Raw genomic sequence first — 14203 nt, 5'->3', positions numbered from 1 at the left:
GCGTCCGCGAGCCGACCCGCGCGGCGCCGGCCTGCCCTCCCGCCGACGACCAGTGCCCCAGGAGCGAAGATATGTCCAGTCATGCGGATAACGCCATGTCCCGTCATGCCGTCGTCGCCGGCGGCAGCCTGGGCGGCCTGCTGGCCGCCCGCGTCCTCGCGGACCACTTCGAGCGGGTCACGGTGATCGAGCGGGACCGGCTGCCGTCCGGCGGCGCGCACCGGCGCGGCGTCCCCCAGGGCCCGCACACGCACTGCCTGATCGCGTCCGGCCGGGACGCCATCGAGGAACTGCTGCCCGGCTTCACGGCCGCCGTGGTGGCGCAGGGCGGCACGGTCGCCGACATGCAGGGCGAATGCCGCTGGTACACCGAGGGGCACCGCATGCGGCAGGCCCCGATCGGCATGCACGTCCTGCTCGCGGGCCGTGCCCTCCTCGAAAGTCACGTGCGGGAACGGGTGCGCGGGATCGGCAACGTCTTCTTCCACGAGAACGCGGAGGTCGCCGGGCTGACCGTGGACGGGGAGCGGGTCACCGGGGTCCGGCTCCTGGACCCGGCACAGGGCACCGTCGAGGCGGACCTCGTCGTGGACGCCACCGGGCGCGGCGCCCGGGGGACGGCGTGGCTGCGGGACGCCGGCTTCACGGCGCCCGAGGAGGACCGGGTGGACGTCGGCATCGTTTACACCACCCGGCGTTTCCGGCGCCTGCCCGAGCACATGGGCCACGACCGGGCCCTCGTCATCACGACGACGGCGGACAACCGCAGAGGCGGCGCCATGATCGCCCAGGAGGGTGACAGGTGGATCGTCAGCCTGTTCGGCTACCTCGGGGAGACGCCGCCACCGGACCTCGACGGCTTCACCGATTTCGCGGGCACCCTCGCCGCCAAGGACATCCACGACGTCGTGCGGAACGCCGAACCGGTGGGCGAAGCCCTCGTCATCCGCTTCCCTGCGAGCCGCCGCCGCCGTTACGAGCGCCTCGGCCGGTTCCCCGAGGGCTACCTGGTCCTCGGCGACGCCCTGTGCAGCTTCAACCCGATCTACGCCCAGGGCATGGCCGTCACCGCCATCGAGGCCCGGCTCCTCGGCGAGTCGCTGCGCGCCGCCGGGCCGTCCCGGCTCGCGGAGGACTTCTTCGCGCGGGTGACGCCCGTGGTGGACGCCGCGTGGGACACGGCCGTCGGCGGCGACCTGAAGCACCCCGGGATCGAGGGCGAGCGGAGCCCCGGGCTGGAGCGGACCCACGCGTTCCTGAGCCAGGTGTACCTCGCCGCCTCGCGGGACGCCGAGGTGGCGCGCTCCTTCGTCCGGGTCGTGAACCTCACCGACGGCCCGGATTCCCTGGCGGACCCGGCCTTCGCCGGCCGGGTCCAGGCCGCCGCCGCGGGCTGACAACGGTCCCCGGGCACCGTCTCGAGAACGGACTCCCCAGATGAGCACAGGAATCCTCGGTGTCGGCGGCTTCGTCCCCGACCGGGTGATCGGGAACGACACGATAGCCGCGTGGGCCGGCGTGCCGCAGGAATGGGTACTCGAACGCACGGGGATCCACGAGCGCAGGTACGCCGGCCCCGGCACGGCGACGTCCGACCTCGCGGTCCGCGCGGTGCGGCAGATCTTCGCCGCGCGGCCGGGGACCGCGGAGCTGGTGGACGCCCTGGTGCTCGCCACGTGCACGCCGGACGTGCCGCAGCCCGCGACGGCGGCGATCGTGCAGAGCAAGCTCGGGCTGCGGACCGTCCCGGCGTTCGACGTCAACGCGGTGTGCAGCGGGTTCCTGTACGGCATGGCCGTCGCGCACGGCCTGCGTACCGCCCTGCCGGACATCGATCACGTGCTGGTGGTCGGCGCCGACATCTTCTCCTCCATCATGAACCGCGCCGACCGGCGCACGGTGAGCCTCTTCGGGGACGGCGCGGGCGCCGTGCTGATGGGGCCGGTGCCGGACGGGTACGGGCTGCTGGCGATCCGCATGATCACCGACGGTGAGCTGCACCATCTCGTCGGGGTGCCCGCCGGCGGCACCGCGCTGCCGCTCGACCGGCACGCCCGGGAGGCCGGTGGTCACCTGCTCCGGATGGACGGGCGCGCGATCGCGGCATACGTGCGCACGACCCTGCCCAAGCTCATGGAACACGTGCTCGCCGACGCCGGCCTGCGCCTGGAGGACGTCGACCGGTTCGTGTTCCACCAGGCCAACCCCCGCCTGCTCCGGTCGATCGCCGACGACACGGGGATCGACCCGGGCCGCATGACGCTGACCGCCCCTGCCGTCGGCAACACGGCCGGCGGCTCCATCCCCGTCACCCTCAGCGCCACGGCACGGGAGCGTCCCCTGCGCACGGGCGAGCACCTTCTGTTCGCCTCCGTCGGGGGCGGGATGAACGCCGCCGCGGCCCTCGTGCGCTGGCACTGACCGCCCCCGTATCCCGCACGTTCCGGACCAGGCCACACTCCCACTCGGAGCAGCGACCATGTCTTCACCTGAGACCTTCCCCCTGACCTCGTACCAGCGTGACATCTGGGTGTCCGCCGCGCGTTTCGAGGACTCACCGCAGTACAACGTCTCGTTGCACGAGAAGCTCGGCGGTGACGTGGACGCCGGGATGCTCCGCGCCTGCGCCGCGCGGGCCCTGCACCGCAACGAGGCCCTGCGCCTGCGGTTCGGCGACCGGGACGGCACCCCCTTCCAGTGGGTCGCGCCGGACGCACCCGAGGTCGCCGTCGCCGACCTGTCGGACGCGGACGACCCGGCGGCGGCCTGCCGCCGCCGGATGCGGGAGGCTCAGCGGCGGCCCCTGCCCCCGGACGGCGGCCCCATGGTGCGGGCGGCGATCCTGATCGAGGGGCCGCGCGTGGTCCACCTGCACGTCGTCGCCCACCACCTGGTGACGGACGGCTGGTCCCTGAACCTGCTGAGCACCCAGATCCTCGGTGACTACGCCGCGGCGGCGGCCGGCCGGGACGCGGTGGAGGGCTGGACGCCGCCCTACCGTTCGTTCGCCGAGCAGGAGGAAACGTACCGGGGGTCCGCCGAGAACGCCGCCGACCTGGACGCCTGCCGCGCGTCCCTCGCCGGGGCCGTCCCCGCGCTGTTCCCGAGGAGGCCCTCGGGCACCGCCCGGGAGAACGCGCGCCTGTCCTTCTCCCTGGACCGCGCGTGGGTGGCCCGGGTGCGGGACGCGGGGCTGCCGGTGTTCCCCTACATCGTCACCATGGTGGGCGCCTACCTGTCCCGCGTGCACCGCAGCGAGGAGGTGGTCCTCGGCGTCCCCCTGCTCAACCGGCCTGGCGCCTTCATGGAGACCGTCGGCCATTTCACCAACACGCTCCCGCTGCGGGTGCCCGCCGGGGGTGAGCTGCCGCTGCGCGAGGCCGTCGCCCGCGTCCAGGCCGCCACCCGCGACCTGCGGGGGCACCAGCGGGCGGCGCTCGGGGACGTCGTACGCGGCGAGCAGATGTTCGACGTCATGGTGTCCTACCTGCGGGCCGCCCGCCCTGAGCACGTCGCGGGCGTCACCCGGGAGACGTCCATGGAGTCGCCGTGCCACGAGCAGGACGCGCTCTCAGTAGTGGTGCTCGCCTTCGACGACACCGACGAGCTCCGCTTCGACCTGGACTACGCGCGGGACGTCTTCGACGCCGACCTGCCCGCCGAGGCCGTGGCCGGGCACCTGAGGAACCTGCTGGAGAACGGTGTGGACCTGGCCGGCGGGCCGGTGTCCGCGGTGCCGATGTTGCCGCCCGCCGAGCGGGAGGAGCTGACCGGCGTGCTCGGCCGGGGCGAGGACGTCTGGTTCCCGCCGGACGCCACCCTGCCCGGCCTGTTCGAGGCGCAGGCCGCCCGGTGGCCCGCGCGGGTCGCCGTGGCGGGCCCCGGCCCGGGGATCGCGCTCACCTACGCCGAGCTGGACGCGCGGGCCAACCAGGTCGCGCGGGCCCTGCGGGCGGACGGCGTGCGCCCGGGCGACCGGGTGGCCGTGCTGATGGAACGCGGCCCCGGCCTGCTTGAGGCGCTGATGGGTGTGCTCAAGGCCGGTGGCGCCTACGTGCCGGTGGACCCGGGGTACCCGCCGGAGCGCATCCGGTTCCTGCTGGAGGACAGCGGCCCCGCCGCCGTCCTGGTGTCCGGCGACACCTCGCGGTGCGTGCCCGAGGGCGGCGTGCCGGTGCGCACGGTCGCGGACCTGCTGCACGGCGACGACTCCCCGCTCGGCCCTCTCGCCACGAGCGGCGGCATCGCGTACGTGATCTACACCTCGGGCTCGACCGGCAAGCCGAAGGGCGTGCGGGTCCGGCACCGCTCGGTGGTCAACCGGCTGGCGTGGATGCAGCGCCGCTACCCCCTCGGCGCGGACGACGTGCTGCTGCAGAAGACACCCGTGTCCTTCGACGTGTCGGTGTGGGAGCTGTTCTGGTGGGCCGTCGAGGGCGCGAGCGTGGCGCTCCTGCCGCCGGGCGGGGAGAAGGACCCGCGCGTCATCGTCCAGGCCGTGCGCGACCACGGTGTCACCGTCATGCACTTCGTGCCGTCCATGCTCGGCGCCTTCCTCGAACACGCCGGGCACGCCGGGGGGTTCACCGAGGACACCCGCACGCTGCGGCAGGTCTTCTGCAGCGGGGAGGCGCTGCCGGCCTCCCGCGTCGACCGGTTCAACCAGGTCTTCCACGGCGCCGGCCGGCCGGGCCCGGCGCTGGCCAACCTGTACGGCCCCACCGAGGCGACCGTGGACGTGACCTACCACGACTGCCCGGGGGACCCCGGCCGTCCCGCCGGGCGGGTGCCGATCGGGCGGCCCATCGACAACACGACCCTGTACGTGGTGGGCGTGGACGGCCGGCTGCAGCCGAGGGGCGTGCCGGGCGAGTTGTGGATCGGTGGCGCCGGGGTCGCCGCGGGATACCTGGACCGGCCGGAGCTGACCTCCGAGCGGTTCGTCGCCGACCCGTTCGGCGGCGAGGGCGAGCTGTACCGCACGGGGGACCTCGTGCGGTGGCTCGCCCGCGGGGAGCTCGAATACCTCGGGCGCCTCGACGACCAGGTGAAGATCCGCGGCAACCGGGTGGAGCCGGGCGAGGTCACCGGCGCCCTGATGGCCGCGCCGGGTGTGCGCGACGCGCTGGTGGTGGACCGCACGGACGACGAGCGGGGCGTGCACCTGGTGGCCTACTACGTCGCGACATCCAGGGTCACCGTCGCGGACCTGCGCCGCCACCTCGCCGCCCGGCTGCCCGAGTTCATGATCCCGTCGTACTTCGTGCCGGTGGACCGCGTCCCGCTGACCCCCAACGGCAAGGCCGACCGCGCCGCGCTGCCCGCACCACCGGCGCAGGCCGCCGGCGCCGCGCCGGGGCCGCGCCCGCTGACGCGCGCCGAGGGCATCCTTGCCGACGTGTGGTCCGCCGTGCTCGGCGGCGGCCCGGTGTCCGCCGAGGACGACTACTTCGCGCTCGGCGGCGACTCGCTCCAGATGTTGCGGATCCGCGCACTCGCCGAGCAGCGGGGCCTGCGGTTCTCGCTCGCCGACCTCGTGCGGCGGCGCACCGTCGCCGGGCTCGCCATGCTGGCCGTCCTGGACGACGCCCCGTCGCGGGACCACGACCCCGGGCCGTTCGCGATGGTGTCGGGCATCGACCGGGCGCGGCTCGGGCAGGCGCAGGACGCGTACCCGCTCACCCGGATGCAGCTCGGCCTGATCTACCACAGCCGCCGGCACCAGGGGTCGGCCCTGTACAAGGACGTCTTCCGCTACACCCTGCGCTGCGCGTGGGACGAGGCGCGTTTCCGCGACGCCTTCGCCCGGCTGGTGCGCCGCCACCCGGCGCTGCGCTCCGGCTTCAGCCTCGCGGAGTTCGCCGAGCCGCTGCAGATCGTGCACCAGGCGGTGGACGGCGGCCTCGACGTCGCCGATCTGCGGTCCCGCGCCGAGGACGACGCCGAGGCGGAGGTGCTGCAGCACATCGAGGAGCGCCGCCGGCACGAGTACGTCTTCGACGCCGCGCCGCTGTACCTGCTGCGGGTCCACGTGCGTCCCGGGGTGATCGACCTGGTGCTGAGCTTCCACCACGCCCTGCTCGACGGCGCGAGCGTCGCCAACCTGCTCGGCGAGCTGCTGCGCGACTACGGGCACGCCCTCGGCCTGCACCCGTCGCCCGTGCCCGGCGCCCGCCTGCCCTCCCCGGCGGCGTACGTGCGGGACGAACGCCGCGCGGCGGAGTCGCGGGACAGCGCGCGGTACTGGCGCACCGAACTCGCCGGGGCCGAGCCGGTGTCGATCGGCACGTTCCGGCCGCACCGCTCCCCCGCCGCGGAGAGCGGGCCCGCGTCACACCGGTTCGACCTGCCGGACGGGCTCGGCGACCGGGTGCGGGCGTTCGCCCGCGACCACTCCCTGCCGGTCAAGTCGGTGCTGTTCGCCGCGCACTGCCTGACCCTGAGCCTGCTGTCGGGGCGCCGCGAGGTCATCACCGGGCTGATCACGCACGGCCGGCCGGAGCGGCCGCACGCCGAGCGGATGGCCGGCCTGTTCCTCAACACCCTGCCCATGCGGGTCGACCTCGGGGTGCGGCACCGGCTCGAAGTGGCGCGTGAGGTGTTCCGGCGCGAACGGGAGGCCTACCCGCACCGTCTTCACCCCCTGAGCGCGATCCAGCAGGACCACGGCGGCCCGCTGTTCGACACGGCCTTCAACTACGTGCGGTTCCAGCAGCTCACGGACGCGCTGGTGCCGGGGCTGGAGCTGACGGACTTCAGCACCTTCGAGGAGACCGACTTCGCGCTCCTGGTGAACGCCGTCACCGACCCCGTGGACCAGCGCATCTGGCTGCGGGTCGACAACGACGGACGCACGGTCACCGGCGAACAGGCCCGCCTGTTCGCCGGGTACTTCCACCGCGTTCTCGACCGCATGGTCGGTCACCCGCAGGAGCCGCCGGACCGGGACTTCCTCACGGCGGCGCCGCGTCCGCTCCCCACCGCCGGGGACACCGCGACGAGCGTGACGGACCGGTTCGCCGGGCAGGCGGCGCGCACCCCGGACGCGGTCGCGCTGGCGTCGGACCGGGAGCGGTGGACGTACGCCCGGCTCGACGCGACGGCCACGGCCGTGGCCCGCAACCTGCTCGCCCTCGGCATCCGGCCCGGCGCCGTCGTCGGCGTCGCCGCGGACCGCACCCCCGAGGTGATCGCGGTGTTCATCGGCGTGCTGCGGGCCGGCGCGGCGGTCATGCCGCTGGACACCGGCTATCCGGCCAAACGGCTCGCGTACATGGTGCGGCAGGCCCGTCCCTTCCGCGTCGTCGCGGACGCCCGGCACGACGCCCTGTTCGGCGGCTCCGCGCCGGCCATCCGCTTCGGCGAGCTCACCGGGCCCGTCGCGTACGGCACGCCGCTCCCGGCGATCGACCCCGACGGCGCCGCCTGCGTGCTGTTCACCTCCGGCTCCACGGGACGCCCCAAGGGGGTCGCCGTCCCGCACCGCACCCTGGCCAACCTCGTGTCCTGGCAGAACCGCGCCCCGAGCGCCTCTGCGGGCACCACCCTGCAGTACGCGCCGCTGAGCTTCGACGTCGCGTTCCAGGAGATCTTCTCCACGCTGGCCGCGGGCGGCACGCTCCGCCTGGTGCCGGAGGAGGCCCGCCGGGACATGCCGGCCCTGGTGCGGCTGATCGACCGGGAGGCCGTCGAGCGGATCTTCGTGCCGTACATCGCGCTCCAGCAGCTCGCGCTGACCGCCGAGGCGCTCGGGGTCGTGCCGTCGGGGCTGCGGGTCATCGTGTCCGGCGGCGAGCAGCTCCGGATCACCGAGGAGATCCGCCGCCTGTGCGCGGCGCTGCCCGGGGTCGTGCTGGAGAACCAGTACGGGCCCACCGAGACCCATGTGGTGACCCGCCACACCATGAGCGGGCCGCCCTCCGGCTTCCCCGACCTCCCGCCGGTCGGGACCGCCGTGGAGGGCGCCGACGTGGTCGTGCTGACCCCGCGGCTGCGTCCCGTGCCGCCCGGCGTCATCGGCGAGGTGTACATCGGCGGCGTCTCGGTCGCGCTCGGATACCTCGGCCGCGACGACCTGACCGCGGAACGGTTCACCGGGCTGCCCGGCCTGCCCGGCCGCTACTACCGCACCGGCGACCTGGCGTTCGTCCTGCCGGACGGCGAGATCGTGCACGCCGGGCGCGCCGACACGCAGGTGAAGGTCCGGGGGTTCCGGGTCGAGACGGCAGAGGTGGAACTGGCCGTCGGCGAGCTCACCGCGCGTCTGCCCGGCGTCGAGGAGGCCGCCGTGGTCGCCCACGCCCGGCCGGGCACCGACGCGGTGCTGGTGGCCTTCCTCACCGGCGACCCGTCGGCCGTGGACACCCGGGTGCTCCGCAGCCGGCTGCGCGAGACCTTGCCGGACCACATGGTGCCGTCGTACGTGCAGTGGCTGCCCGCCATGCCGCGCACCCCCAGCGGGAAACGGGACGACGCCGCCCTGCGGGCCCTGCCGCTCGCCGCGCCGGCCGGCCGCGACACCACCGCGCCGCGCACGCCGCTGGAGCGGACCCTCGCCGAGATCCTCGCCGACCTGCTGCACCTGCCCGAGGTCGGTGTGCACGACAGCATGTTCGACCTCGGCGGCACGTCGCTCACCGCCATGCGCCTGATCGCCACCCTGGAGCAGCGTTTCGGCACGAGTGTCCCGCTGTCGGAGTTCATCGCCGCGCCGACCGTCGCCGCCATGGCCGCGCGCCTGCGGGACGCGGCGGCGCGGCCGGCGCCGTTCTCCCCGCTGGTGGCGCTCAACCCGTCCGGCACCCGGACCCCGCTGTTCCTGGTGCACCCCATGGGCGGCAACGTGTTGTGCTTCCTGCCGTTCGCCAGGCACCTGCACCCCGACCGGCCGCTGTACGCCCTCCAGGCCGCCGGGGCCGACCCCGGCACCGAGCCGCTGCGCAGCATCGCGGACATGGCCCGCGGTTACGTCGCCGCGCTCAGGAGCGTCCGGCCGGAGGGCCCGTACGCGATCGGCGGCTACTCCTTCGGCGGCTTCGTCGCCTTCGAGATGGCCCGCCTGCTGCGGGAGGAGGGCGAGCACGTCGAGCCGCTGATCCTCGACACGGTCGCGCCGAACCCCCGCTTCGGCGAGCTGTACAGCGACGACGCGCTGCTCGGCTGGTTCTTCTGGGAGCTGCTGTGGACCGTGCGCGGCGGCGCGTCGCCCCTTGAGGGCATACCGCCGCACCTCACCACGCTGGAGGAGAGGTTCGCCTTCATCGCGGGCAGCGCCGTCGAGGCGGGGGTGCTGCCCGCCGGCAGCTCCGGCGGTGTCGTGCGGCGCCTCTTCCGGCTCTACCGGGCCAACTGGCGGGCCCTGCTGGAGTACCGGCCAGGGCCCGTCGACCAGGACGTCGTCCTGCTGCGCGCCGACGAACCGCTCCCGGAGGTCCTGGAGGCCATGCACGGCGCCGCGGGCAGCCTGCACTACGAGCCGGACAACGGCTGGCGGCGCATGACCCGCGGGCACATCCGGGTGATCGGCGTGCCCGGCGACCATCTCTCGATGGTGGAGGAGCCGCGCGTCGCCTACCTCGTCAAGCAGATCTCCGACCTCCTCGATTCCACGACCCCCACCCACGGAAGGGCGGACGTCCCATGACATCCGAACGGCCCAAGGTCATCGTCACCGGAGCGGGCATCGGCGGGCTGACGCTCGCCGCCGCCCTGCGCAGGGTCGGCATCGACGTGGAGGTGTACGAGCGGGCCACCGAGCTGCGCGCCTCCTGATCGGGCCTCGGTGTGCTCAGCAACGGCGCCGCCGCGCTCCAGCACCTCGGCATCGACATCGGTCTGGAGAAGCGGGGGCAGGTGCTGCGCAGCTTCGGCGTCAACGACGCCGGGGGCAGGCACATCGCGTGGCTTCCCGTCCCGGAGATCAGCAGGGAGCTGGGGCTGCCGCCCACCGTGCTGATCAGCCGCACCGCCCTGCAGGAGGGCCTGCTCGAGGCGGCGGGCGACGTCCCCATCCACCTCGGCGCCCGCGCCACCGGCTTCCTCACCGACGAGGACGGCGCGACCGTGGTCTTCGCCGACGGCCGGCGGGCCCGTGGCGACGTCCTGGTCGGCGCCGACGGGATCAACTCCGCGATACGCCGCCAGATCACCGGCCCAGAACCGGCGCGCGACGCCGGGTACGTGTGCTGGCTCGCCATCGTGCCGTTCCGCCACCCGAACCTCCCCGAGGGGTCGGTGCTCCACTACTGGGGCAGCGGGCAACGTTTCGGGCTCCTCGACCTCGGCGGCGGGGAGACGTACTGGTTCGGCACCAAGAACATGCCGGCCGAGCAGGCGGCCCGCTGGCGCGGCACCAAGGGCGACATCGCCGAGGCGTACGCCGGCTGGGCCGACGAGGTGCGGGCGGCCATCGCCGCCACCCCCGAGGAGGACATCATCGCGGTCCCCGCGCAGGACCGGCCCTTCCTCGAACACTGGGGCGACGGCCGGGTCACCCTGCTCGGCGACGCGGCGCACCCCATGCTGAGCAGCCTCGCCCAGGGGGCCGCCATGGCCATCGAGGACGCCGTCGTCCTCGCGGGGACGCTGGCCGCCTGCGGCGACCTCACCGCCGGCCTGCGCGGTTACGAGGACCAGCGCCGCGAGCGCACCCGTGCCGTGGTCGCCGCGTCCTCCGCCCTGAGCGAGATGGAGCAGTTGGAAGACCCCGAGCTGCGGCGCCGGCGGGACGAGGAGCTGCGGCTGCGGCCGCCCGCCGCGTTCGCCGAGCAGCAGCGCGACATCCTCACGTTCCCCGGTGTCCGGGCCTAGTGCCCCCTTTCCCCAAGGAGTGAGAAATGCTGGAAACCCTTCCCCTCCACGCCCCGCCCCCGCCGTCACCCCGGGGCGGGGAACGCCCCGTCAACTCCCACACCGAGTGGGACCCGCTGGAGGAGGTGATCGTCGGCATCGTCGACGGCGCGAGTTTCCCCACCTGGCACATGTCGCTGCCTCCGGTGCTGCCCGCCGCGCAGCACGAGACGTTCCGCCTGCGGGCCGGCACCCCCTTCCCCGCCGAGCTCGTCGCCGCGGCCCGGCGGGAGCTGGAGGAGTTCGCCCACATCCTGGAGGCCGAGGGGGTGCGGGTCCGGCGGCCGGAGCCCATCCCGCAGCGCACCACCTACAGCACGCTGAGCTGGACCAGCACGGGGATGTACGCGGCCATGCCCAGGGACGCGCTGCTGGTGGTGGGCGACGAGATCATCGAGTGCCCCATGGCGTGGCGGTCGCGGTACTACGAGTCGCTCGCGTACCGGCCGCTGCTGAAGGAGTACTTCCGGGCCGGCGCCAGGTGGAGCGCGGGCCCCAAGCCCGAGCTGACCGACGACCAGTACGACGCCGGCTGGGTGGACCCCGGGGACGCCGGCCCCCAGCGGCTGGTGATCACCGAGTTCGAGCCCACCTTCGACGCGGCCGACTTCACCCGCTGCGGGCGCGACATCATCTGCCAGAAGAGCAACGTCACCAACGACTTCGGCATCGAGTGGCTCCGGCGGCACCTCGGCCCCGAGTACCGCGTGCACGTGCTCGAGTTCCGCGACGCGCACCCCATGCACATCGACGCGACGCTCGTGCCCATGGCCCCCGGGAAGCTGCTCGTCCACCCCGACCGGGTGCCCGAGGTGCCCGCGCTGTTCAAGGGGTGGGACGTGATGGCGGCGCCCCGGCCGGTCATCCCGGACGCGCATCCGCTGTTCATGACCAGCAAGTGGCTCAACATGAACGTCCTCATGCTGGACGAGCAGCGGGTGGTCGTGGAGCGGCAGGACGAGCCCATGATCGAGGCGGTGAAGAGGTTTGGCTTCACCCCCATCCCCTGCAATTTCCGGAATTTCAATAGTTTCGGGGGCTCCTTCCACTGCGCGACGCTGGACGTCCGGCGCCGCGGGACATTGGAGACGTACTTCTGATGCGCCGGCGAATATGGAGAAACTCCCCCTGGGACGCGCTGCTGCTGGCCTTCAGCCTGGGACAGGCGGCCGTCACCCTGTGGTGGGCCCTCACCTGGGACTCGGCCCCGGCTCTCGGCAGGATCGGCGAGTTCGCCGGTCTGGCGATCATGATGAGCTACAACATCATCGTCGTCTCCCACCTGTTCACCCACGCCGCGTGGTTCACCTCGCCCAGGCTCAACGCCGCCGTCTCGGTCCTCAACTCGGTCAACATCGGCCAGTCCGTGCAGGCCTACCACCTGACCCACGTGCGCAACCACCACCGCTTCAACAACGACGCCCAGGACGAGTCGGGCGTCACCCGCGACACCACCTCGACCTACCGCAAAGGCCGGGACGGCGAACACCAGGCCCTGCTCGCGTACGCGCTGGGCGGCGCCCTGGACACGCTCCTGTCCCGCGCCAGGGAGGTCCTCATGGCCGGCCGGCTGTGGCGCGTCGGCGAGCACGAGACCACCCTGCTCGCCCTCGTCTCCCGCAGAGAACCCCGCCGTTCCCGCGAACTGGGCCAGGTGCGCGCCGACCGCGCCGCCCACGTGCTGTCCCTGGCCGTCCTCACCGCCGTCTCCTGGCAGTGGACGCTGCTGTGCTACCTGCCCGCGTTCTTCACCGCCCTCACGATGGTCAACGTGCAGAACTACTACCGCCACTACGGCGCCAACCCGCACGACCGCGCCGCCGACTCGGTCAGCCACTACGGCCGCCTGTACAACCTGCTGACCTTCAACGACGGCTTCCACCAGGAACACCACCTGAGCCCGTCGGCCCACTGGTCCAGGCTCCCGGCCGTCAGGGAGACCAACCGCGACCGCCTCGACACCCGCCCCCGCGTCGTGAGCCCCGTCCCCGCCATGCTCGGCTTCCTCCACCCCACCAGGCCCCTGCTCCACCGGACCACCGGGCAGAGGAGCGGCTCATGACCACCGAGACGCTCCGGATCACCGGACGGCGCCTCCCCCCGGAGTCCTTCCGCCTCCACCGGACCACCGCCGCCGTGGACACCGAGGCGGTCCTGCGGGTCCTGCGCGGCGACCTGGCCGCCTACCAAGTCACCGGCTACCTGCCGCGGGAGTCCTGCGAGCGGATAGCCGCCCGCTTCGCCGAGGCCCGCCCGCGCCCCCGCCACGGAGAGGGCGAGGACGGCGTCGAGGCCTACGTCCTCGGCGCCTCCCACATCGACAAGACCACCGCCGCCTACCTGGACGAGGCCGAGGCGACCGCCGCGGCCGTGGCCGCCCTGCACGACGGGCACCCCGACCCGGTGGCGGCCCTCACGGCCCGCCTCCCCGGCCACGGCGGCGTCACCACCGCCCGCCCCGCCCGCCACCAGGGCCGCCCGGCCGGCACCTCCAAAGCGGTCCGCTGGAACACCCCCGGCGATTACCTGCTCCTCCCCCACGACGACCTCGCCCAGCTCAGCGACCCCCTGCAGTCCGGCTTCGAGATCCAGTCCCTGCGCCGCGTGATGGCCGTCAACGTCTACCCCCACTGCCCACCCGGCGGCGGCCACCTCAAACTCTGGAACATCGAACCCGACTCCCCCGCCCGCACCGCCCTCGGCCTCACCCACAGCGGCTACCCCTATCCCCCCGCCCTCCTGGACAGCCACGATTCCCTGACCGTCCCCGTGACCACCGGCGACCTGATCCTCCTCAACGGAAACCTGATCCACGCCGTCCTGGGCACCCCTCATGACGCCCCCCTCTCCGGGGAGCGCCTCCTGCTGACGTGCTTCACCGGCCTCACCGCCGCCGGCGAACTGCTCTGGTGGACCTGACCCCCAGAAAGCCGGCGTACCGGCACCCGGGAGCACAGATCAAAAAGGCCGCTTCCAGGATTTGGAAGCGGCCTGTGGGCTGTGTGGGCGATACTGGGATCGAACCAGTGACCTCTTCGGTGTGAACGAAGCGCTCTCCCGCTGAGCTAATCGCCCTTGATCGCCGGGGTCGCGGGTGGATCCGCCGACGGGGAAAACCATACCTCACTTCGGGGGGCGGTGGCGAAGTGGCGGAGGAAAGTGATCAGGTGCTTGCGAGTGGCAGGGGGTGGCGCGTGCGGGGCGGGGAGTCCGGGGGGCGGGAACATGGGCGACACGGGGGAAAGGTTGGCGGGAGTGCGGCACGGTGGGGGGGTGTTGGCATAGCATCGTCATGCCCCATACTCATCCGAATCGCACCACATATGATCTTTACCCACAGTCACCCGCAGATGCC

The 14203-nt window shown here is 73.4% G+C and carries 8 protein-coding genes and 1 tRNA gene; 8 read left to right on the top strand and 1 reads right to left on the bottom strand.

What is annotated here, in order from left to right:
* The first annotated feature begins 95 nt into the window (after positions 1-95).
* From ABGB17_RS08740 to ABGB17_RS08705, 8 genes are read left to right on the top strand one after another with little or no spacing between them, the layout of a single operon-like run.
* Positions 96-1397: an FAD-dependent monooxygenase gene (locus ABGB17_RS08740; RefSeq protein ID WP_347627306.1), complete on the top strand. Its 1302-nt coding sequence runs from the start codon at positions 96-98 to the stop codon at positions 1395-1397.
* A 40-nt stretch (positions 1398-1437) separates the two neighbouring features.
* The gene (locus ABGB17_RS08735; protein ID WP_347627305.1) at positions 1438-2421 is read left to right on the top strand and encodes a ketoacyl-ACP synthase III; all 984 of its coding nucleotides are present in this window, start codon (positions 1438-1440) and stop codon (positions 2419-2421) included.
* Positions 2422-2479: 58 nt separating this feature from the next.
* Entirely contained in the window at positions 2480-9643 is a 7164-nt protein-coding gene (locus ABGB17_RS08730) for an amino acid adenylation domain-containing protein (protein WP_347627304.1), read from the top strand.
* Positions 9640-9771 (top strand): NAD(P)-binding protein, encoded by a 132-nt coding sequence (locus ABGB17_RS08725; protein ID WP_347627303.1) that lies wholly within the window; start codon positions 9640-9642, stop codon positions 9769-9771. Before ABGB17_RS08730 ends, ABGB17_RS08725 begins: the two co-directional genes overlap by 4 nt.
* Positions 9772-9783: 12 nt before the next feature.
* Complete coding sequence (locus ABGB17_RS08720; protein WP_347627302.1) at positions 9784-10809, top strand: FAD-dependent monooxygenase; 1026 nt, start codon at positions 9784-9786, stop codon at positions 10807-10809.
* 26 nt (positions 10810-10835) lie between these two features.
* Entirely contained in the window at positions 10836-11948 is a 1113-nt protein-coding gene (locus ABGB17_RS08715) for a hypothetical protein (RefSeq protein WP_347627301.1), read from the top strand.
* Entirely contained in the window at positions 11948-12910 is a 963-nt protein-coding gene (locus ABGB17_RS08710; RefSeq protein WP_347627300.1) for a fatty acid desaturase, read from the top strand. The genes ABGB17_RS08715 and ABGB17_RS08710 overlap by 1 nt, the downstream gene beginning before the upstream one ends.
* Complete coding sequence (locus ABGB17_RS08705; RefSeq protein ID WP_347627299.1) at positions 12907-13767, top strand: hypothetical protein; 861 nt, start codon at positions 12907-12909, stop codon at positions 13765-13767. Before ABGB17_RS08710 ends, ABGB17_RS08705 begins: the two co-directional genes overlap by 4 nt.
* A gap of 84 nt (positions 13768-13851) precedes the next feature.
* Here the strand turns inward: ABGB17_RS08705 and ABGB17_RS08700 are convergent.
* Positions 13852-13923: transfer RNA gene (locus ABGB17_RS08700), tRNA-Val, on the bottom strand.
* Positions 13924-14203 lie beyond the last annotated feature (280 nt).

Origin of the sequence: Sphaerisporangium sp. B11E5 (assembly GCF_039871875.1) — a bacterium.
Classification (GTDB): domain Bacteria; phylum Actinomycetota; class Actinomycetes; order Streptosporangiales; family Streptosporangiaceae; genus Sphaerisporangium.
This window is presented reverse-complemented; position numbering and strand designations above follow the sequence as displayed.